18 protein-coding genes and 2 pseudogenes are annotated in these 20,986 nt (G+C 65.9%); 10 read left to right on the top strand and 10 right to left on the bottom strand.

Annotated features, from left to right (window positions below):
• Positions 1–11: 11 nt before the first annotated feature.
• Positions 12–221 carry a cold-shock protein gene (locus BGI51_RS09190; RefSeq protein WP_133860530.1) on the bottom strand — a complete coding sequence of 70 codons (210 nt, stop codon included), beginning with the start codon at positions 219–221 and terminating at the stop codon, positions 12–14.
• 410 nt (positions 222–631) lie between these two features.
• Between BGI51_RS09190 and BGI51_RS09185 the strand changes: the two are divergent.
• Positions 632–1,323: pseudogene (locus BGI51_RS09185) on the top strand (HAD family hydrolase).
• A gap of 43 nt (positions 1,324–1,366) precedes the next feature.
• Here BGI51_RS09185 and BGI51_RS09180 read toward each other — a convergent pair.
• Positions 1,367–2,581, bottom strand: a complete 1,215-nt coding sequence (locus BGI51_RS09180) for an NAD(P)-dependent oxidoreductase (protein ID WP_187981294.1) — start codon at positions 2,579–2,581, stop codon at positions 1,367–1,369.
• Between the two features lie 287 nt (positions 2,582–2,868).
• A complete protein-coding gene (locus BGI51_RS09175; protein WP_187980939.1) occupies positions 2,869–4,362 on the bottom strand; it encodes a lipid II flippase MurJ in 1,494 nt (497 codons plus the stop codon).
• 316 nt (positions 4,363–4,678) lie between these two features.
• Between BGI51_RS09175 and BGI51_RS09170 the strand changes: the two genes are divergently transcribed.
• Together BGI51_RS09170 and BGI51_RS09165 are read left to right on the top strand one after the other, a co-directional pair.
• Complete coding sequence (locus BGI51_RS09170; protein WP_007161283.1) at positions 4,679–4,933, top strand: YebG family protein; 255 nt, start codon at positions 4,679–4,681, stop codon at positions 4,931–4,933.
• A 56-nt stretch (positions 4,934–4,989) separates the two neighbouring features.
• Positions 4,990–5,943: a nucleoside hydrolase gene (locus BGI51_RS09165; RefSeq protein WP_187980938.1), complete on the top strand. Its 954-nt coding sequence runs from the start codon at positions 4,990–4,992 to the stop codon at positions 5,941–5,943.
• Positions 5,944–6,025: 82 nt separating this feature from the next.
• Here the strand turns inward: BGI51_RS09165 and fba are convergent, their stop codons facing one another.
• From fba to epd, 5 genes are all read right to left on the bottom strand, one after another.
• On the bottom strand, positions 6,026–7,090 hold the full coding sequence (gene fba, locus BGI51_RS09160; protein WP_059316498.1) for a class II fructose-bisphosphate aldolase: 1,065 nt from the start codon (positions 7,088–7,090) through the stop codon (positions 6,026–6,028).
• Between the two features lie 118 nt (positions 7,091–7,208).
• Positions 7,209–7,538 carry an MliC family protein gene (locus tag BGI51_RS09155; RefSeq protein WP_187980937.1) on the bottom strand — a complete coding sequence of 110 codons (330 nt, stop codon included), beginning with the start codon at positions 7,536–7,538 and terminating at the stop codon, positions 7,209–7,211.
• Positions 7,535–7,726, bottom strand: coding sequence for a hypothetical protein (locus tag BGI51_RS09150; RefSeq protein ID WP_187980936.1), 192 nt, complete (start codon positions 7,724–7,726; stop codon positions 7,535–7,537). Before BGI51_RS09150 ends, BGI51_RS09155 begins: the two co-directional genes overlap by 4 nt.
• 5 nt (positions 7,727–7,731) lie before the next feature.
• The gene (locus BGI51_RS09145) at positions 7,732–8,895 is read right to left on the bottom strand and encodes a phosphoglycerate kinase (RefSeq protein WP_187980935.1); all 1,164 of its coding nucleotides are present in this window, start codon (positions 8,893–8,895) and stop codon (positions 7,732–7,734) included.
• A 27-nt stretch (positions 8,896–8,922) separates the two neighbouring features.
• The gene (gene epd, locus BGI51_RS09140) at positions 8,923–9,966 is read right to left on the bottom strand and encodes an erythrose-4-phosphate dehydrogenase (RefSeq protein ID WP_187980934.1); all 1,044 of its coding nucleotides are present in this window, start codon (positions 9,964–9,966) and stop codon (positions 8,923–8,925) included.
• A gap of 463 nt (positions 9,967–10,429) precedes the next feature.
• Between epd and nrdH the strand changes: the two genes are divergently transcribed.
• The 7 genes and pseudogenes from nrdH (at position 10,430) to tssI (ending at position 18,503) form a co-directional block, all read left to right on the top strand.
• The gene (nrdH, locus tag BGI51_RS09135; RefSeq protein ID WP_133860521.1) at positions 10,430–10,654 is read left to right on the top strand and encodes a glutaredoxin-like protein NrdH; all 225 of its coding nucleotides are present in this window, start codon (positions 10,430–10,432) and stop codon (positions 10,652–10,654) included.
• Positions 10,655–10,664: 10 nt separating this feature from the next.
• Positions 10,665–11,069 carry a class Ib ribonucleoside-diphosphate reductase assembly flavoprotein NrdI gene (gene nrdI, locus BGI51_RS09130; RefSeq protein WP_027598230.1) on the top strand — a complete coding sequence of 135 codons (405 nt, stop codon included), beginning with the start codon at positions 10,665–10,667 and terminating at the stop codon, positions 11,067–11,069.
• Positions 11,051–13,192 (top strand): class 1b ribonucleoside-diphosphate reductase subunit alpha, encoded by a 2,142-nt coding sequence (nrdE, locus tag BGI51_RS09125; RefSeq protein ID WP_252977254.1) that lies wholly within the window; start codon positions 11,051–11,053, stop codon positions 13,190–13,192. The genes nrdI and nrdE overlap by 19 nt, the downstream gene beginning before the upstream one ends.
• Positions 13,092–14,182: pseudogene (nrdF, locus tag BGI51_RS23860) on the top strand (class 1b ribonucleoside-diphosphate reductase subunit beta). The gene nrdE and the pseudogene nrdF overlap by 101 nt, the downstream one beginning before the upstream one ends.
• 296 nt (positions 14,183–14,478) lie before the next feature.
• Positions 14,479–16,017, top strand: coding sequence for a DNA-3-methyladenine glycosylase 2 (locus BGI51_RS09115; RefSeq protein WP_187980932.1), 1,539 nt, complete (start codon positions 14,479–14,481; stop codon positions 16,015–16,017).
• Positions 16,014–16,520 (top strand): methylated-DNA--[protein]-cysteine S-methyltransferase, encoded by a 507-nt coding sequence (locus BGI51_RS09110; RefSeq protein WP_187980931.1) that lies wholly within the window; start codon positions 16,014–16,016, stop codon positions 16,518–16,520. Before BGI51_RS09115 ends, BGI51_RS09110 begins: the two co-directional genes overlap by 4 nt.
• A gap of 117 nt (positions 16,521–16,637) precedes the next feature.
• Positions 16,638–18,503 carry a type VI secretion system Vgr family protein gene (gene tssI / locus BGI51_RS09105; protein ID WP_187980930.1) on the top strand — a complete coding sequence of 622 codons (1,866 nt, stop codon included), beginning with the start codon at positions 16,638–16,640 and terminating at the stop codon, positions 18,501–18,503.
• Positions 18,504–18,572: 69 nt separating this feature from the next.
• On the opposite strand, the gene tkt is transcribed toward tssI, so the two are convergent.
• Positions 18,573–20,570, bottom strand: a complete 1,998-nt coding sequence (gene tkt / locus BGI51_RS09100; protein WP_187980929.1) for a transketolase — start codon at positions 20,568–20,570, stop codon at positions 18,573–18,575.
• A gap of 83 nt (positions 20,571–20,653) precedes the next feature.
• Positions 20,654–20,920 (bottom strand): ABC-type transport auxiliary lipoprotein family protein, encoded by a 267-nt coding sequence (locus tag BGI51_RS23450; RefSeq protein WP_252977253.1) that lies wholly within the window; start codon positions 20,918–20,920, stop codon positions 20,654–20,656.
• Between the last annotated feature and the right edge of the window lie 66 nt (positions 20,921–20,986).

Genomic DNA, 20,986 nt, shown 5'->3' with positions numbered 1-20,986 from the left:
GCTGTCAGGTGTCAGACGACCTGTACGCGCTCTGCCTGCATGCCCTTCTGGCCTTGCACGACTTCGAAGCTGACCTTCTGACCTTCAGCCAGGGTCTTGAAACCAGTGCCTTCGATGGCGCGGAAGTGCACGAACACGTCCGGACCGCTCTCGGGAGTGATGAAGCCATAGCCTTTGGTTTCGTTGAACCACTTGACGGTACCGTTCTGACGATTCGACATGACGGGTGTTGCTCCTTGGAAGCACGAGTTTGTTATTGACACTGGCTGGCGCGGTAATGCGTTGCATTGACCAGACGCCCGGTACTGAGTTGCAAGGAGTAACAAGAATCGAGCAGCAAGGGGTGGACGAAGAGCCTACCGCCTCAGGTCACGATCGACGGCGACCCAAGCAAACACAGTTCTCGAACTCTACGCCATATTTTTCTGGAAAGCGATTACCCTCCGGAGGGCGAAATCCTTTTTGACAAGGGCTGTTTTGTCACCTCGCGCAAGGTACTGTCGAGCCGGCTTTCGACCACCCGGACAGCCCTGCAAAACCGCAGCCAGACTGCTTCGCCGCAGTCTGGCGTAGCTCTCGAAAGGCCTCGGGCCCGTTGCTCCGCCCTGAAATCCCCCTGCAAGGAATACCGATGAACGTCACCCCTGTGGAACTGCTGATCAGCGATTGCGATGGCGTGCTGGTCGACAGTGAAATCCTCGCCGAACGGGTCGTCCTCGACGGCCTGGCCGCCCATGCACCGCGCGCTGAACTCGCGGCCCTGCTGCACGGCACCTTCGGCCTGACCACCCGGGATATCTTCGCCCTGGTCGAACAGCGCTTCGGCATCACCCTGCCGCCGGCACTGTTCAGCGACCTGCGCGCCCAGGCGGAAACGCTGATCGCCACCAGCGTCGAGCCCATTCCCGGGTGAAGCGGGCCCTGGAGAGCATCGATCTGCCGCTGGCGGTCGCCTCCAACAGCCTCAGGCACAGCGTCGAATCCTCGGTCCGCCGGGCCGATCTGGTGGCGCGGGTAGCGGGCCACATCTTCAGCGCCGACATGGTCGCCCAGCCCAAGCCGGCACCCGATGTCTATCTGCTCGCGGCCAGGACCCTGGGCGTCGCGCCAGAGCGCTGCCTGGTGATCGAAGACAGCGCCACCGGCGTGCGTGCGGCCCTGGCCGCCGGCATGCGCGTCATCGGCTTCACCGGCGCCAGCCATATTCCGCCGAGCCACGGCGAGACCCTGAGCGCCCTGGGCGTCACCGCCCTGATCGCCCACATGGACGAATTGCCCGCGACCGTCGCCCGCCTCCGCGCCGCCGCCAACGGCGGGCAATGAAAAAGGGGCCCTCAGGGCCCCTTCGCTTTCCGCGTCAGCGGAATCAGGACAGGACCGCCCCTACCGCCTTGGGCAGTGCCACCGGTGCCAGATCGGCCGTTGCGTTCCAGGTCGCCTCGCTCAGCTGGGTTTCCAGCAGCTGGCGATGGATCGCCTCACGGTGCTGTTGCAGGACGATGTCCAGGGCGCGGCTGGGCGTCAGTTCGACGTCGTCGAAGGTGACGATCTGACCCGGCTCCATGGCCCGCTTCAGCACGCTGTGCTTGAGCAGGCCGATCGGCAGGTGATCCGGGCACTCGGCGATCTTCACCGCTTCGCCGCGCACGCTGTAGCCACCGATGCCGCGCTCGATGATGTCGCCAGCCGCCATGGGTTTCTTCATGATGGCGGCCACGCTCAGGGTCGGCGTGGTGGAGTTGTTGAGCAGGATCTTGCCGCCGGCGATCACGCGACGCAGGGTCTTGCCGACTTCCAGGGAGCACAGGTGGAAGGGGCGTACCAGGACATAGTACGGACCCTTGCCCAGCTTGAAGTATTCGATGGCACCGGCCTGGTCTTCGTCATGACGACCGACGACGAAGACGCCACCCGCGGAGTAGCCGCTCGGGATCACGTAATCGACGATGGGCGTGCCCAGTTGCTCGGCCATCTGCGCCAGGATGTTCGCGCTGTCCTGCAGGCTGGTCGAGTTGAGGCCTTCCAGACCCTGGCGGGTGATGGTGGCGCCATAGTTGTTGCCCACCACCACCTGCTCGATCTGCACCTTGGTGCCATCGGTGAAGGAGGTGGTCTGGTCGACGCTGGTGCCCTGGCGCGCGGACCAGTAGGCCATGTCTTCCGGCGTCGGATTATGGTTCAGATAGCCCTTCATGTTGCCGTAGACCAGCGGCTTGAAGCCCATCTGCACGGCTTCTTCGTGCAGTGCCGCCAGCGAACCCGGCTGGTCGCCCTCGGCCTCGGTCAGGAACCCCTTGCCGGCCAGGTAGGAACCGGTCGTCACCTGCAGTTCGGCATTGATGGTGACCACCTTGATGCCGGCCTCGAACGCGCGCTCGATGATCTCGGTACCGTGGTAGGGGTCGCCACTGCATTCCACCAGCAGATCGCAATGATCGACGAGATCCGCCACCGACTGGGTGAGCGCCTCGGTCAGCGGATAGTCGGTAACCGTGGCGATGGGCCGGCGGGTCAGGACTCGGGTCACGGTCATGTCGTCATAGTGACGGCTGATGAGCCGGGCCAGGCAGCGCGAGATCATGCCGGTACCGACGATGCCGATACGGGTGACAGGGGATTGGGAGGACATAGGATCGATTCCTTTCAAAGAGAATGTCGGTGGCGAGCAAGACCACCATGCGAAGTGCCGACCCCAACTGCGTGTCCGATCTCTTGCAAATGGAAAAACCGCTTCCATCAGAAATTCTATGACTGGGATCAATCTTTCCGTGCGACTCGAAGCCAAATCAAAAATTCATGACTTCGTAACAGATAGCGACCAATGGCCGCAGATCGCCACCTTTTTCCTAGCCGTACCGTGACGGCGGTTCAACTCGTCGGTTCTGCGCGCCCCGCACCGTCAGCACCGCGCGCCCAATAGCCGCGGCGGAACAGGTCACGTTCGCCCAGCGCCAGCAACAGCACCAGGAAGCCCAGCATCGCCACGCTGATGCTGACGATCAGCTCCAGCAGGCCGACCGGCTTGGGCAACAGGAAAGTCAGCAGGGCCACCGCACTGCCGGCGCTGAACCAGCGCAGCAGCAGCGACAGGTGCAGTCCCGCCAGGGCGTGGCGATAAAGCGCCAGCGCCATGAACACGGCCTGCAGGAAGGCCCCGGTGGTAAAGGAATAGGCCAGCCCCTGGGCGCCGAACGGCTGGTACACAGCTGCGTCCAGTGCCACGGTGATGAAGGAGCTGGCCAGGGTTGTATAGAGGAAGGTGCGGGCGCGCTGCTGCGACAGCAGGGCACGCCCCCACAGCAGGGCCAGGCCCATCCAGGGCAGGCCGAGGGCATAGGCCACCACCAGGGTCGCGGTCGCCGCGCTCTGCTCGGCGCCAAAGGCTCCGCGCTCCAGCAGCACCTTGACCACCGGCTCCGAATAGCTGAACAGCACCACGGCGGCCGGCACCAGGAACAGCAGGGTGCCGAGCAGCGCCTTGCGCATCAGCGCGCTGTACTTGTCGACATTGCCCTCGTTCCAACTGCGGGTCAGCTCGGGAAAGATCATCGCCAGGATGGACAGCGCATAGAGCGTCAGCGGAATGGTCACGATGCGGTAGGAGAAGGACAGCATGGTGATATTGCCCTCGGCCAGCAGCGAGGCGAAGAAGCGCTCCGCCAGCATGCAGCCCTGCTGGGCGCCGGCGGCGAGCAGCACCGGCGCGAAGGTCATGGCGAAGGGACTGCCCTCGGGCTTCTCGAAGGCTACCGAGCGCTGGCTGAGATAGCCCAGCCGCCGGTGCTGGATGACGATCAGCAGCACCTGGGGCAGCAGCATGCCGGTGAACAGCGCGATGCCACTAGGCTGCAGGATGACGATGGCCAGGATGGCGCCCAGATTGAGCATCAGGGTGCGGGTCATCGGCAGGATGAAGATGCGATCCAGGTTGAGCAGCGCGCCCTGGCAATAGAGCATGGCCTGCACGCAGATCAGCAGGGTGCCGACGGCGAAGACCAGCTTGCCGGTCTCGACCTGCTCATCGCTCCAGCCCGGGGCCAGGGCATGCATCAGCCAGGGACTGGCGAGGACACCGATCACCGACAGCAGCAGGCCGAACAGGCCGATGCGCCAGTACAGCCAGCGACCGACCTGCTCGTACTGGGCGTTGCAGCGGTCACGGATGCGTTGCAGATAGGGAATCATGGCATCGCGCAGGGCGAGGCCGAAGAAGCTCTCGAAGAACACCGGCAGGATGAGCGCGACAAAGATCAGGTCGGCTTCCCAGCTCACGCCGAATTGCCGGGCGATCAGCAGGTCGCGCAGGAACCCCAGCAGGAAGCTGGCGACGGTGATGGCCAGGATGATAAGCGTCGAACTCACGCCCGCACCTCGGTCGGCCACGACAGGCCAAGCGCAGTAATACGCAGACGGATAGGGAAGGCGTGCATTGAGCGGTCTCGTTCCGTGAGCCGGAGGTAATCCGGAGAATGGCGAGCAGGGCTGCCCGTTTGGTCCAGACTCAGAGACCAGCTTCCGCGCTTAAGTTTCCCGAAGCAATTCCAGAGACACGCAGAAATGTCGAACGATTGGCAAATTGCCATGACTGGCTGGCGCCTGACCGCCGAGCGGTAGTCCTTGCAATCGCCGCGCAAGCCGAATACTGTATATATAACCAGATACAGAAACGAGGTGACGCATGGCCGTCGAAGTGTTGTATCGCAGCAGCCGAGATCCGGAGCGCCTGTTCATGGATAAAGCCGAAGCCGATCGTCACGACAAGATGTTGGAGCTGGCCGAGTCGCTCGCCAGCGTGCTGGACAAGGCCGTACCCGGTCTTGCCGAAAAGCAGTGCGAAGACCTGGGTCTGTTCATGGCCCGCAATCGCGAGGTCTTCGCCCGCGCATTTCGCAACCAGCCGGATGCATTGGGCGAGTTGGACCTGCCCAGCTAGCAAGGGGCGCCGCCCCTCGGGTAGCCTGGGAAGAGATCTGAGCCGGAGAAAGCCTCTTGTCCCTTCCCATCATCTTCGATACCGATCCTGGCGTGGACGACGCCCAGGCCATCGCCCTGTTGTTTGCCGATCCCGCCTTCGAGGTGATCGGCCTGACCACCACCTTTGGCAACGTGCCGGTCACCACGGCGACCCGCAATGCCCTGCTGCTCACCGAGCTGGCTGGCCGGAACACGCCCGTCGCCGCGGGTGTCGCCGAACCCCTGGTCAAGCCGGCCGGCAACCATGCCCTGCATGTGCATGGCCAGGATGGCCTGGGCAATCAGCAGCTCCCCGCGCCGAGCCAGGCGCCCCACGCCCTGGACGCCGCGCGTTTCATCGTCGAGCAGACCCGCCTGCGACCGGGTGAGATCACCCTGGTGGCGGTCGGGCCGCTGGGCAACCTGGCCCTCGCCCTGGCGCTGGATCCCACGGTCGCCGAGCGCGTCCGCGAGGTGGTGGTGATGGGCGGCGCCATCGTCGAGCCGGGCAACGTCACGCCGGTGGCCGAAGCCAACATCTTTTCCGATCCCCATGCCGCGGCGCGGGTCTTCGCCGCGCCCTGGCCGCTGACCCTGGTCGGCCTCGACGCCACCCACCGCGCCGTCCTCGACCCGCCCCGCCTGCAGCGCATCGCGGCGCGCCAGGGCGCCCTCGGTGAGGTGCTCGCGCGCAGCTATGATTTCTATGCGGACTTCTACCGCAGCGTAAAGGACATCGACGGCTGCCATCCCCATGACAGCTGCGCCCTCGCCTACCTGCGCCGTCCCGAGCTGTTCCACACCGCGCGCGGCCATCTCAGCGTCGGTACCGAAGGCCTGGCGGAAGGCCAGACCTTCTTCGCGCCCGAGGGTCGCGCCTACCTGGACGGGCGCTGGTCCGGCAATCCGCTGGTAACGGTCTGCCTGGGCATGGACGGCGCCGCCATGGTCGCCTGGATGGAAGAGGTCCTGACCGCAACCGAGCGGTAAGGGGTAACACGCCGCCGTTCGGGCTCCAGGCGATCGGCAGGCGAAAAAAAGGCCCCTTACGGGGCCTTTTCTACATCCGGGATCAGTTGACCTTGGGATCCAGTTCGCCGCGCGCATAACGCTCGAACATGGCATCCAGGGAGATCGGCTTGATCTTGGAGGCCTGGCCGGCGGTGCCGAAGGCTTCGTAACGGGCGATGCAGACTTCGCGCATGGCGGTCACGGTCTTGGCCAGGTACTTGCGCGGATCGAACTCGCTGCGGTTCTTGGCCATGAACTCGCGGATGGCACCGGTGGACGCCAGACGCAGGTCGGTGTCGATGTTGACCTTGCGGACCCCGTACTTGATGCCTTCGACGATCTCTTCGACCGGCACGCCGTAGGTTTCCTTGATGTCGCCACCGTACTCGTTGATGATCTTCAGCCACTCCTGGGGCACCGAGCTGGAGCCGTGCATGACCAGATGGGTGTCCGGGATGCGCGCATGGATTTCCTTGATGCGCTGGATCGACAGGGTGTCCCCGGTCGGCGGCTTGGTGAACTTGTAGGCGCCGTGGCTGGTGCCGATGGCGATGGCCAGGGCATCGACCTTGGTGGCCTTGACGAACTGGGCGGCTTCTTCCGGATCGGTCAGCAGCTGGCTGTGATCCAGGGTGCCTTCGGCGCCCACGCCGTCTTCTTCACCGGCCATGCCGGTTTCCAGGCTGCCCAGGCAACCCAGCTCGCCTTCCACGGACACGCCGCAGGCATGGGCGAAGGCCACGGTCTGCTGGGTGACGCGCACGTTGTAGTCGTAGTCGGACGGCGTCTTGCCGTCGGCCATCAGCGAGCCGTCCATCATCACCGAGGAGAAGCCCAGCTGGATCGAGCGCTGGCAGATGTCGGGAGTGGTGCCGTGGTCCTGGTGCATGACCACCGGGATGTGCGGGAATTCTTCCACCGCGGCCAGGATCAGGTGACGCAGGAAGGGAGCGCCGGCGTACTTGCGGGCACCGGCGGAGGCCTGGACGATGACCGGCGAATCGGTCTTGTCGGCGGCTTCCATGATGGCGCGCATCTGCTCGAGGTTGTTGACGTTGAAGGCCGGAACGCCGTAGCCGAATTCGGCGGCGTGATCCAGCAGCTGACGCATGCTGACGAGTGCCATTGGTGATTATCTCCCTACAAAGGCGGTGGTGGCGCCAGCCTGCATGAGCGGCTGGCAGGGTTCAAGCGGCCGACCCCTGGCCGCCCTGGATTAATCGGTTCAGCTGACATTCGCCCGCTCAAGGCGTCCGGCAGCCGCGGCCGATGAGGTCGTTGTTGGCGATCCAGTAGACGAGGCCCTGGTCGCCGCGGATGTGAAAAGCCACCAGCCCGTCGGTATAGGACTGGCCATCGGTGGCCGGTTCGCGGTTGAGATGGCGGATCAGGCCATCGCCTTCCAGCTTGAGGTCGACGATGGACTGGCTGCGATCCACATAGCGCCAGTCGAAGGCCGCCTTGGAATCGCAGACCCAGTGGGTCCAGCCGCCGGTTTGCTGCGCGCCGCGACCGGCGCAACCGGCCAGCAGGGCGAGACTCAGCAGCCCGAGGGCGAGCGTGCGCCCCTTCACTGGGCGCAACCGCTGGCAGGACGGCTGGCGTTGCCGGTGAGCGTATCGACGCGCTCGCCGTTCTGCGCCGTGGGCGTGGCGGCCGCCGCGGGCGGCGGCGCGAACACCGCGCAGGCCTTGTCGGTATTGCCACCGGCGCAACCGGCCAGCATCAGGACAGCGGAACAGACGAGCAGCGGCATACGCATGGCGATTACTCCTGGGCGCGTTGCTGGAGGACTTCGACGGCCGGCAGGACCTTGCCCTCGACGAATTCGAGGAAGGCGCCACCACCGGTGGAGATATAGGAGACCTTCTCGCCGATGCCGTATTTGTCGATGGCGGCCAGGGTGTCGCCACCGCCGGCGATGGAGAAGGCGTCGCTGTCGGCGATGGCCTGGGCCAGGGTGCGGGTGCCTTCGCCGAACTGGTCGAATTCGAAGACGCCGACCGGACCGTTCCAGAGGATGGTCTTGGCCGATTTGAGCAGGTCGGCGAATTGCTGGGCGCTGACCGGGCCGATGTCGAGGATCATGTCGTCGTCGGCCACGTCGTTGATCGACTTGGTGACGGCTTCGGCGGTCTCGGCGAATTCCTTGGCGACCACCACGTCCACCGGCAGCGGCACGCTGACCTTGGCGGCGATGGCCTTGGCGGTGTCCACCAGATCGGCTTCGTACAGCGACTTGCCGACCTTGTAGCCGGCCGCGGCCAGGAAGGTGTTGGCGATGCCGCCGCCGACGATCAGCTGGTCACAGATCTGCGCCAGGGAATTGAGCACGTCCAGCTTGGTGGACACCTTGGAGCCGGCGACGATGGCTGCCATCGGCCGGGCCGGATTGCCCAGCGCCTTGCCCAGCGCGTCCAGCTCGCCGGCCAGCAGCGGACCGGCCGCGGCAACCTTGGCGAACTTGGCCACGCCGTGGGTCGAGCCTTCAGCGCGGTGGGCGGTGCCGAAGGCGTCCATGACGAAGATGTCGCACAGGGCGGCATAGTGCTTCGCCAGCTCGTCGGCGTTCTTTTTCTCGCCCACGTTGAAGCGCACGTTCTCCAGCAATACCAGTTGACCCGGCTCGACCTGGACGCCGTTCAGATAGTCCTTCACCAGCGGCACGTCACGACCCAGGGCCTTGCTCAGATAGGCGGCGACCGGTGCCAGGCTGTTTTCCTCGCTGAATTCGCCCTCGGTGGGACGGCCCAGGTGCGAGCAGACGATCACCGCGGCACCCTTTTCCAGGGCCAGCTTGAGGGTCGGTAGGGCGGCGACCAGGCGGGCATCGCTCTTGATCTGGCCTTCCTTCACCGGAACGTTGAGGTCTTCGCGAATCAGGACGCGCTTACCCTTCAGATCGAGGTCGCTCATTTTCAACACGGACATACAGGCAATCCCTTAGTTGTGCTTGTTTCAGGTGGGCTTGGCGATGCGCAGCCAATGGCCGGCGACGTCGAGCATGCGGTTGGCGAAGCCCCATTCGTTGTCGAACCACACCAGCAGATTGACCAGCCGGGGGCCGGAAACGCGGGTCTGGCTGCCATCGACGATAGCGGAATGGGGATCGTGGTTGAAATCGCAGGAGGCGTGGGGCAACTCGGTGTAGTCGATCAGCCCGGCCAGGGGACCGCTCCGGGCGGCGTCACGCAACAGGGTGTTGAGGGCGGGCGCCGTGGTGTCGCGGCCGACGATGCAGGTGATGTCCAGGCAGGAGACGTTGACCGTGGGTACGCGCACGGCGCGGGCCTGGATGCGCCCGCCGAGCTCGGGCAGCAGCCGTTCGATGCCACGCGCCAGGCCGGTCGCCACCGGGATGATCGACTGGAACGCGGAACGCGTCCGCCGCAGATCTTCGGCATGGTAGGCGTCGATCACGGGCTGGTCGTTCATGGCCGAGTGAATCGTGGTGATGGAGACGTACTCCAGACCCAGGGTCTCGTGCAAAAGTTTCAGCACCGGGACGCTGCAGTTGGTGGTGCAGGAGGCATTCGAGACCAGCGTCTCGTCACCGCGCAGGGCCTGCTGGTTGACCCCGTAGACCACGGTGGCGTCCACGTCGGTCTCGCTGACCATGGGCTGGGAGAACAGCACCCGCGGCGCACCGGCGGCGAGAAAACGCCCGGCCTCGGCACGGGTGCTGAAGGCGCCGGAGCATTCCAGCACCAGATCGACGTCGAGCGCCCGCCAGTCCACCCGCTCGGGCTCAGCTTCGCGGCGGATCTCCAGGGCCTGATCGCCGATGCGCAGGCGCTCACCCTCCAGCACGACCCGGCCGGGAAAGCGGCCATGGGTGGAGTCGAAGCGGGTGAGGTATTCCAGGCTGGGCCGGTCGGCCAGATCGTTTAGGGCGACGATGGCGAGCTGGGTGGCCACGCCACGCTCGTGCAGCGCACGCAACACGCAACGACCGATGCGACCGTAGCCGTTGAGAGCGAGGCGATAGCGAGCGGAACTCATGCGTGAACGGACCCGGGCGCAAGCGAAAGGCCGATTATGCGGCGGTTCGACGACGAATGGGAGTCGCCAGGGTAGTCAGGTCGACTTTCGCACTACAAAAAGGCGCTCTCCTTGGCAGACAGGAAAGAAATCCGCCGCCTGGCCCGACATGCCTGCCGCAGCGACAACGGATCGCGGTCTGCAGGGAAGCCATGCAGGTAGTGCCAGGGGTTGCGGGGCTACCTGACGCTTCGCCCATGGCCTGGCGAAAACCGTCATCCGAGGGCGATAGATCAAAGGCATGACCCAGATCAAAAACCCCACTTGTTGTGTTGTAGAAATTACAAAACACCATATGTAGTATCTGGACCGAACTTGAGGCCCAAGCCGCGCTCGAAGGAAAAGACCCGCGCCGCTCTGGCAAACGCCGGCTGGCGACAGGCTTTTTCCTTTGAATTCGCCCCACTACGGACAGGAGTCAGCCATGACCATCACCATCTACAGCAAGCCCGCCTGCGTGCAGTGCAACGCCACCTATCGTGCCCTGGACCGTCAGGGCATCACCTACCAGGTGGTGGATATCGAGCAGGACGCCCAGGCGCGCCAGACCGTGGAATCCCTGGGCTATCGCCAGGTGCCGGTGGTAGTGGCCGGTAACGACCACTGGGCCGGCTTCCGCCCGGACAAGCTCGGCCAGCTGGTGGCCTGAGGCCCGGGCCATGGGCGAGCTGCTGTATTTCTCCAGCACCTCGGAGAACACCCACAGATTCGTCGAGAAACTCGGGCTGCCGGCGCGGCGCATTCCCCAAGATCCCGCCGCCGAACCGCTCAAGGCCCGCGAGCCCTACATTTTGGTCTTGCCGACCTATGGCGGTGGGGGCAGCAAGGGCGCGGTGCCCAAGCCGGTGATTCATTTTCTCAACGATCCGCACAATCGCGCCCTGATCCGCGGCGTCATTGCCGCCGGCAACACCAACTTCGGCGAGGGCTACTGCCTGGGTGGACGCATCGTCGCCCAGAAATGCGCGGTGCCCCTGCTCTACCAATTCGAATTGCTCGGCACGACGGAGGATGTCGACCGGGTGCGCACGGGAGTGAACGACTTTTGGCAACGGCAGGCCTGACCCCGACCGGCAGCGACGCGGACTATCACGCACTCAATGCCATGCTCAATCTCTATGGTCCCAACGGCGAGCTGCAACTCGACAAGGACCGCCAGGCGGCGCGGCAGTACTTCCTGCAGCACGTCAACCAGAACACGGTGTTCTTCCATAACCTGGACGAGAAACTCGGCTATCTGGTGGACAAGGGCTACTACGAGGCGGCGGTGCTGGAGCAATATGCGCCGGCCTTCGTGAAGGCGCTGTTCGAGCGCGCCTATGCCTACAAATTCCGCTTCCAGAGCTTTCTCGGCGCCTTCAAGTACTACACCAGTTACACCCTCAAGACCTTCGACGGCCAGCGCTACCTGGAACGCTACGAAGACCGGGTGTGCATGGTTGCCCTGAGTCTGGCGCGCGGTGACGAACAGCTGGCCGAGTCCCTGGTGGACGAGATGATCAGCGGCCGTTTCCAGCCGGCCACCCCGACCTTTCTCAACGCCGGCAAGCGCCAGCGCGGCGAGCTGGTGTCCTGCTTCCTCCTGCGCATCGAAGACAACATGGAGTCCATCGGCCGCGCGGTGAATTCAGCGCTGCAGCTGTCCAAGCGTGGTGGTGGCGTGGCCTTCCTGCTGAGCAACGTGCGCGAGGTCGGGGCGCCGATCAAGCGCATTGAGAACCAGTCCTCGGGCATCATTCCGATCATGAAGCTGCTGGAAGACGCCTTCTCCTATGCCAACCAGCTGGGATCGCGCCAGGGCGCCGGCGCCGTCTATCTCAATGCCCACCACCCGGACATCCTCAGGTTCCTCGACACCAAGCGCGAGAACGCCGACGAGAAGATCCGCATCAAGACCCTGTCCCTCGGCGTGGTCATCCCGGACATCACCTTCGAACTGGCCAAGCGCAATGCCGACATGTACCTCTTCTCGCCCTACGACGTGGAGCGGGTCTATGGCGTGCCCTTCGCCGACATCAGCGTCAGCGAGAAATACGCCGAGATGGTGGCCGACGCGCGCATTCGCAAGCGCAAGATCAACGCCCGGGAATTCTTCCAGACCCTGGCGGAAATCCAGTTCGAGTCCGGCTATCCCTACCTGATGTTCGAAGACACGGTGAATCGCGCCAACCCAATCGCCGGACGCATCAACATGAGCAACCTCTGCTCGGAGATCCTCCAGGTCAACACTCCCAGCCGCTTCGACGAAGACCTGGGTTATGAGCACATCGGCCAGGACATCTCCTGCAACCTGGGTTCGCTGAACATCGCCCGCACCATGGATTCACCGGACCTGGGCCGCACCGTGGAGACCGCCATCCGCGGCCTCACCGCGGTCTCGGAAATGAGCGACATCCGCTGCGTGCCCTCGGTGGCCGCCGGCAACGCCGCCTCCCACGCCATCGGCCTGGGCCAGATGAACCTGCACGGCTACCTGGCCCGCGAACACATCCACTACGGCTCGCCGGAAGGCCTGGATTTCACCAATCTGTACTTCTACACCGTCACCTACCACGCGGTGCGTGCCTCCAATCGCCTGGCCATCGAACGCGGCCAGAGCTTCCAGGGCTTCGCCGACTCCAAGTACGCCAGCGGCGCCTATTTCGACCAGTACACCGAGGGCGACTTCACCCCCCGTACCTCACGGGTGGCCGAGTTGTTCGAGGTCGCCGGAATCCGCCTGCCGACCCGCGCCGACTGGCAGGAACTCAAGGCCTCGGTGATGCAGCACGGGCTGTTCAACCGCAACCTCCAGGCCATCCCGCCCACCGGCTCGATCTCCTACATCAACCACTCCACCTCGAGCATCCATCCCATCGTCGCCAAGGTGGAGATCCGCAAGGAAGGCAAGCTGGGCCGCGTCTACTACCCGGCGCCCTACCTGGCCGACGATAACCAGGAGTATTACCAGGACGCCTACGAGATCGGCCCGGAAAGGATCATCGACACCTATGCCGAGGCCACCCGCCATGTCGACCAGGGGCTGTCGCTGACGCTGTTCTTTCGCGACACCGCCACCACCCGCGACATCAACCGGGCGCAGATCCATGCCTGGAAGAAGGGCATCAAGACGCTCTATTACATCCGCCTGCGCCAGGCCGCCCTGGAAGGCACCGAGGTGCAGGGCTGCGTGTCCTGCAGCCTGTGAGGAAATCATCATGAACGCACCCGTCAACGCGCCGCGCCTGAAGCTCATCAACGCCATCAACTGGAACCGCATCCAGGACGACAAGGACCTGGAGGTGTGGAACCGCCTGACCGGCAACTTCTGGCTGCCGGAAAAGATCCCGCTGTCCAACGACATCCCCTCCTGGGCGACCCTGACGCCCAAGGAGCAGCAGCTGACCATCCGCGTCTTCACCGGCCTGACCCTGCTGGACACCATCCAGAACGCCGTGGGCGCGCCAACCCTGCTGGCCGATGCCGTCACCCCCACGAGGAAGCGGTGATCGCCAACATCGGCTTCATGGAGGCGGTCCATGCGCGCTCCTACAGCTCGATCTTTTCCACCCTCTGCTCGACGCCGGATGTGGACGAGGCCTATCGCTGGAGCGAGGAGAATCCCTATCTGCAGACCAAGGCCGACCTGATCCTGGCGCGCTACCACGCCGAGGACCCGCTGCTGCGCAAGGTGGCCAGCGTCTTCCTGGAGTCCTTCCTCTTCTATTCGGGCTTCTACCTGCCGATGTACTGGTCCAGCCGCGCCAAGCTGACCAATACCGCCGACCTGATCCGCCTGATCATTCGCGACGAGGCGGTGCACGGCTATTACATCGGCTACAAATTCCAGCAGGCCCTGGCCAAGGAAAGTCCGGAGCGCCGCCAGCAGGTCAAGGACTTCGCCTACGAGCTGCTGCAGGACCTCTACGACAACGAGGTGGCCTACACCGAGGACCTCTACGACAGCGTGGGCTGGAGCGAGGACGTGAAGAAATTCCTCCACTACAACGCCAACAAGGCGCTTATGAATCTGGGCTTCGAAGCGCTGTTCCCCAGCAGCATGACCGACGTCAGCCCGGCGATCCTCGCCGCCCTGTCGCCCAGCGCCGACGAGAACCACGACTTCTTCTCCGGCTCGGGCTCGTCCTATGTCATTGGCAAGGCGGTGAGTACCGAAGACGAGGATTGGAATTTCTGAGCCAACCCGCTGCTCCGGCAAGCCCCCTCTCCCTTGGGGAGAGGGCGTCCCTCGCGACAAAGTCCCAGTGGAAAAGGCTGCGCCGTTTTCCACGCTACTACGCTAATAAGTAGTACGGCTTATCGCGGCCATGGGCCGCTCCTACAGGGCAGCGCTGCTTTTGTAGGAGCGGCCCATGGCCGCGATAGCACAGCTGCTCTATCAGACGCCCGCCCATGGCCGCGATAGCTCTCTACCTCAGCGGCCCCGTCCGAAAACGGCCAGTCGCCCCTACCTGGCGGTGCTAACCTGCCGCCATGAACGCCTTCCCCGATATACCCGCCTTCGAACGCGCCCGCCTGGCGCGGGACCCGCGTTTCGATGGCCTGTTCTACACCGCGGTGCTCACCACCGGCATCTACTGCCGACCGGTGTGCCCGGCGCAACCGCCACGCCCGGAAAACGTCAGCTACTACCCCAGCGCCGCGGCCGCCGAGGCCGCCGGCTATCGCCCCTGCCTGAGATGCCGCCCGGAACTCTCCCCTGCCGGCGGCCACTGGCAACGCGGTGACGCCACCCTGGCGCGTGCCCTGCGACTGATGGACGAAGGCCTGGAGGAAGGCGGTCTGCCCGCCCTCGCCGCCCGCCTCGATCTCAGCGAACGCCAGTTGCGCCGGCTGTTCGTCGAGCGCCTGGGCGCCGCGCCCCTGGCGGTGCTCACCACCCGCCGGCTGCTGTTCGCCAAGCAATTGCTCAGCGAGACCCGGCTGCCGATCACCGAGGTGGCCCTGGCCGCCGGCTTCGGCAGTCTTAGACGCTTCAACACCGCCTTTCGCGATGCCTACGACCTGGCCCCCAGCCAGGTGCGCAAGGGCCAGGCCGCGGCTTCGCCGGTGCTGGTCCTGCGCCTGGCCTATCGTCCGCCCTATGATTTTGCCGCCCAGCTGGATTTCCTTCGCGGTCACGCCCTGCCCGGAGTGGAGGTGCTGGACGACACCAGCTACGCCCGGGTGATTGGCACGCCCGAACAGCCGGGCTGGCTGCGCGTCTCGGTCTGGGATGCCGACACGCCGGCGCTGCGCCTGGAATTGCACGGTGCCGCACCCGGCGAACTGCAGGCGGCAGTGGCACGCATCCGCCGCATGTTCGATCTGGACGCCGATCCCGAAGCCATCGCCCAGGGCCTTTCCGTCGACCCGACCCTGGCCGAACTGGTGGCGCGCCGGCCCGGCCTGCGCCTGCCCAGCGGCTGGGACGGCTTCGAGATCGCCGTGCGCGCCGTCATCGGTCAGCAGGTCAGCGTGGTGGCGGCCACCACCATGACCGCCCGGGTGGTGCAGCGCTTCGGGCGGCCCTGGGGCGAGCCCGGCCACGAGGCCAGTCGTCCGCCAGCCGGTCTGCACCACTTCTTTCCCACGGTGGAGGCCCTGGCCGATGCCGCCCTGGAAGACCTCACCGGCCTCGGCCTGATCCGCGCCCGCGCCGGTACCCTCGGCACGGTGGCCCGGGCCTTGCGTACCGGCGAGGTGGACTTCGACACCGGGCGCACCCTGGACGACTTCGCCCGGCGCTGGATCGCGCTCAAGGGCATAGGTCCCTGGACCGCCCAGTACATCGCCCTGCGCGCCCTCGCCCATCCCGATGCCTGTCCGGTGGAAGACCTGGTGTTGCAGAAACGCCTGGCGCCGCCCGGCGAGCGCCTGACCGCCAAGGCCCTGTACGCCCGCGCCGAAGCCTGGCGACCCTGGCGCGCCTACGGGGTGATGCAGGTCTGGCGCGAGGCCACCTGGAAGGCACCTGCCGACGCCCCCGCCGAACCCGTACCCACCCGTCTCGCCATGGAGTCGCCCCGATGATCGCCTACTGCCTGCTGGACAGCCCCATAGGAACGCTTACCCTGGCCGCCGACGACAGTGGCCTGCGCGTGGTGGAGTTTCCCGAGAATCGCTACCTGGCCAAGCGCGATGCCAGCTGGAGCGCCGCCGACCATCCGATCCTCGACCTGGCCCGCGCGCAGCTCGGCGAGTACTTCGCCGGCCAGCGCCAGACGTTCGAGCTGCCGCTGGCACCGCGCGGCACCCCCTTCCAGCTGGCGGTCTGGCAGGCCCTGGCGGAGATCCCTCACGGCCAGACCTGGAGCTATGGTCAGCTCGCCAGCCACCTCGGCCGACCCCAGGCGATGCGCGCGGTGGGCGCTGCCAATGGCCGCAATCCGCTGCCCATCGTGCTGCCCTGCCACCGGGTGATAGGGGCGTCCGGCGCCCTGACCGGCTTTGGTGGCGGCCTGCCGACCAAGCAATTCCTGCTGGAGCTGGAAGGCGCGTTGCCACCGCCGCGGGATCTCTTCGCGGCGTCCTAGCCCGCCACCGCGCCAGAACCTGCCTGCTAAAAGGCTCTAGCATGCGCCTTCCAGCGCTTGAGCCGGTGCACTCCTGTAGCGCAAACTGGAATTTTCCATTCGCAAGGATGCGATGCGATGTCCAGCTCAGCCAACGCCCCGACCTTCACCCTGACGCTGGATGGCGTCGCCCACGATTTCCAGGTGCTCGCCTTCGACGGCCACGAAGCCATCGGCCAGCCCTATCGCTTCCAGCTCGAACTGGTCAGCGAGCGCCCGGACTGGCCGCTGGAGTCCCTGTTGCAGCGCTCCGCCTTTCTCGCCCTGGGTGCAGGTGACCGGGGCATCCACGGCCAGCTCGCCGCCGTGGCCCAGGGCGATTCCGGTCGACGCCTGACCCGCTATCGAGCCGAGCTGGTGCCACGCCTGGCCCAGTTGGCTCACCGCGTCAATTCCCGCCTCTTCCAGGGGCGCAGCGTCCCCGAGATCCTCGCGCAGCTCCTCGAGGAGCACGGCATCCTCGATGGCGACTATCGCTTCGCCCTGGGACCGACGCGCTATCCGCCGCGCGCCTACTGCGTACAGTACGGAGAGAGCGATCTGGCCTTTCTCACCCGGCTCTGCGAGGAAGAGGGCCTGCACTTTCACCACCAGCATCGTCGCGACGGTCATGTGCTGGTCTTTGGCGATGACGCCACCAGCTTTGCGCAGCTGGGCGCCACCCGCTATCTAGCCGGCAGCGGCCTGGTGGCGGACGAGCCCGCGATCAGTCACCTGGCGGTCGCGCTGCAGATCCGCAGCAGCGCCAGCCTCCTGCGCGATCACGATCCGCTGCAACCTCGGCTGCGCCTGCAGAGCAGTACGGACGCTGCGGCCCAGCCCGCGCTGGAGGACTATGGCTTTCCCGGTCGCTTCACCGATCGCGCACGCGGGCAGCGCCTGAGCAGCCGGCGCCTGGAGCGTCTGCGGGGCGACGCCCTCCAGGCCCAGGGCACGAGCGACCAGCCCAGCCTGGTGAGCGGGCACTTCCTGCCGCTGGAACAGCATCCGCGCGCCGACTGGAATCAGCTCTGGCTGTTGACCGAGATCCAGCACCAGGGCCGCCAGCTGCAGGTCCTGGAGGAAGACGTTACCGACCGGATCCCGGCCGACGGCTTCGCCCAGGGCTATCGCAACAGCTTTGTCGCGCGGCCGTGGGCGCTGCCCTTCCGCCTGCCCCTGCGCCATCCCAAACCCCGGCTGCTGGGCGCCCAGAGCGCCGTGGTCACCGGACCGGCCGGCGAGGAAATCCACTGCGATGCCCTGGGCCGGATCAAGGTGCAATTCCACTGGGATCGCGAAGGCCAGGCGGATGAGCACAGCAGTTGCTGGCTGCGGGTCGCCAGCGGCTGGGCCGGTAACGGCCACGGCGCCCTGAGCCTGCCGCGGATCGGCATGGAGGTACTGGTCGGCTTTCTCGAAGGCGATCCCGATCAGCCGCTGGTGATCGGCTGCCTGTACCACGCCGAGCAGCGTCCGCCGCTGGAACTGCCCAGGGACCAGACCCGCAGCACCTTCAAGACGCTGAGCAGCCCCGGGGGCCACGGCTACAACGAAATTCGCAGCGAGGATCGCCAGGGCCAGGAGGAAATCCATGTGCATGCCCAGCGCGACTGGGACGAACGCATCGGCCACGACCACCGCAGCGAGATCGGCCACGAGCGCCATCAGCGCATCCGGGGCAACAGCTACAGCACCTTCCACGCCGAGGAACACCGCATCACCCGGGGCGAACGCCGCACCGAGGTGCGCGCCGACGATCACCTGGACATAAACACGAGTCAGCATCTGCGGCTGGACGGCAGCCTGCTGGTCGAGGCCGGTAGCGAGATCCGGCTGCACAGTGGCCAGAAGATCGTCCTGGAAGCCGGCGCCCGCCTCACCCTCAGGACCGGCGGCAGCTTTGTGCAGCTGGATGCCGGCGGGGTCACCCTGGCTGGCCCGAGCATCCGGGTGAATCCCTGAGCGCGTGCCGAATCCCGGACACGAAAAAGCCACGCCTGGGCGTGGCTTTTCGGATTACCGCAACAGGACTCAGTCTTCCAGCAACTCGCCGGCCACCGCCAGGACATTGTCCAGGGTGAAGCCGAAGTGCTCGAACAGCGCCGCCGCCGGAGCGGATTCGCCGTAGGTGTGCATGCCGATGATACGACCGTCGAGACCGACGTACTTGTACCAGAAGTCGGCGATGCCGGCCTCGATGGCGATGCGCGCGCCGACTTCCACCGGCAGGACCTGCTGGCGGTACTCGGGGCTCTGGCGGTCGAAGACGCTGGTGCTGGGCATGGAGACCACGCGCACCTGGCGACCTTCGGCGGTCAGGCGGTCATAGGCCTGCACCGCCAGGCCGACTTCGGAGCCGGTGGCGATGAGGATCAGCTCGGGTTCGCCGTTGCAGTCCTTGAGCACGTAGCCGCCACGGGCGGCGTTGCCCAGGGTGGCGGCGTCGCGCACGCTGTGGGTCAGGTTCTGGCGCGAGAAGATCAGCGCGCTGGGACCGTCGCGACGCTCCAGGGCCGAGGTCCAGGCGATGGCGGATTCCACAGCATCGGCCGGACGCCAGGTGTCTAGGTTGGGGGTGTAGCGCAGCGAGGCCAGCTGCTCCACCGGCTGGTGGGTGGGGCCGTCTTCGCCGAGACCGATGGAGTCGTGGGTGAAGACATAGAGCACCCGCTGCTTCATCAGTGCCGACATGCGCACCGCGTTGCGGGCGTATTCCATGAACATCAGGAAGGTGGCGCCGTAGGGCACCAGGCCGCCGTGCAGGGCGACGCCGTTCATGATGGCGCTCATGCCGAATTCACGCACGCCGTAGTGGACATAGTTGCCGCTGGCGTCTTCGGCGGTGACGCCCTGGGCGCCCTTCCACAGGGTCAGGTTGGAGCCGGCCAGGTCGGCGGAACCGCCGAGCAGTTCGGGCAGCAGCGGACCAAAGAACTGCAGGGCGTTCTGGCTGGCCTTGCGGCTGGCGATGGTCTCGCCCTTGCTGGCGACGTCCTGGATGAAGGCGGCGGCGCGCTCGGCGAAATCGGCGGGCAGGTCACCGGCCATGCGGCGCTTGAACTCGGCGGCCAGTTGCGGATGGGCCTGGGCGTAGGCGGCGAACCGCTCGTTCCACTCGGCCTCGGCGGCGGCGCCGCGCTCCTTGGCGCTCCACTCGGCATAGATGTCGGCGGGAATCTCGAAGGGCGCATGGGCCCAGCCGAGCAGCTCGCGCGCGGCCTGGATCTCGTCGTTGCCCAGCGGCGCGCCGTGGCACTCTTCCTTGCCCTGCTTGTGCGGTGCGCCGTAGCCGATCACGGTCTTGCAGCAGATCAGGGTGGGCTTGTCGCTCTTGCGCGCGGTGTCCAGGGCGGTCCGGATCTCGTCGGCGTCATGGCCGTCGACGTTGCGGATCACCTGCCAGCCGTAGCTCTCGAAGCGCTTGGGGGTGTCGTCGGTGAACCAGCCTTCGACCTCGCCATCGATGGAGATGCCGTTGTCGTCGTAGAAGGCGATCAGCTTGGACAGGCCCAGGGTGCCGGCCAGGGAGCAGACCTCGTGGGAGATGCCTTCCATCATGCAGCCATCGCCGAGGAAGGCGTAGGTGTGGTGGTCGACGATCCGGTGGCCGTCACGGTTGAACTGGGCGGCCATGACCTTTTCCGCCAGGGCGAAGCCCACGGCGTTGGCGATGCCCTGACCCAGGGGGCCGGTGGTGGTCTCGATACCCGGGGCGTAGCCGTATTCGGGGTGGCCCGGGGTCTTGCTGTGCAGCTGCCGGAAATTCTTCAGGTCGTCGATGGACAGGTCGTAGCCGGACAGGTGCAGCAGCGAATAGATGAGCATGGAGCCGTGGCCGTTGGACAGCACGAAGCGGTCGCGGTCGGCCCACAGGGGATTGCCAGGGTTGTGCTTGAGCTGATCGTGCCAGAGCACCTCGGCGATGTCGGCCATGCCCATGGGGGCGCCGGGGTGGCCACTGTTGGCCTTTTGCACGGCATCCATGCTGAGGGCGCGGATGGCGTTGGCTCGATCACGACGGCTGGGCATTGCGGTGTCTCCTGGCAGAGGCAGAGCGAAGGGGCCGTTATTCTGGCCCAGCCAGGGCACTTCCAGCAATCGGCGCGGTCGCCTCAGCCCGCCGGGCAGACCGTGGCGCCGTCGACCACGAAGGCGCGTGCCACCGGTTCGATGCGCCTGGCCAGGGTCGCCAGGGCCTGGCGGTGCGCCGCCACGACCTCGGCATAGGAGCCGCCGGCGGGCTGGCTGATCCGGCTGCCACAGGTGAGCACCCGCTCCCCGCCCGGTTCGGCCAGGCGCAGGGTCCAGAGCGCGTCCTGCTGCACGCCACGCCCGGGCTGCGAATCGAAGCGCTGCAGATCCACCTTGATGCGCAGCACCGGGGCACCACTGCCGCGCGGGCATCGCCCAGGTCCAGGGTACCGAGGTCCCGGGACAGGTCGGCG

The organism is Pseudomonas oryzihabitans (assembly GCF_014522265.1).
In the GTDB taxonomy this organism is placed as follows: domain Bacteria; phylum Pseudomonadota; class Gammaproteobacteria; order Pseudomonadales; family Pseudomonadaceae; genus Chryseomonas; species Chryseomonas aestiva.
This window is presented reverse-complemented; position numbering and strand designations above follow the sequence as displayed.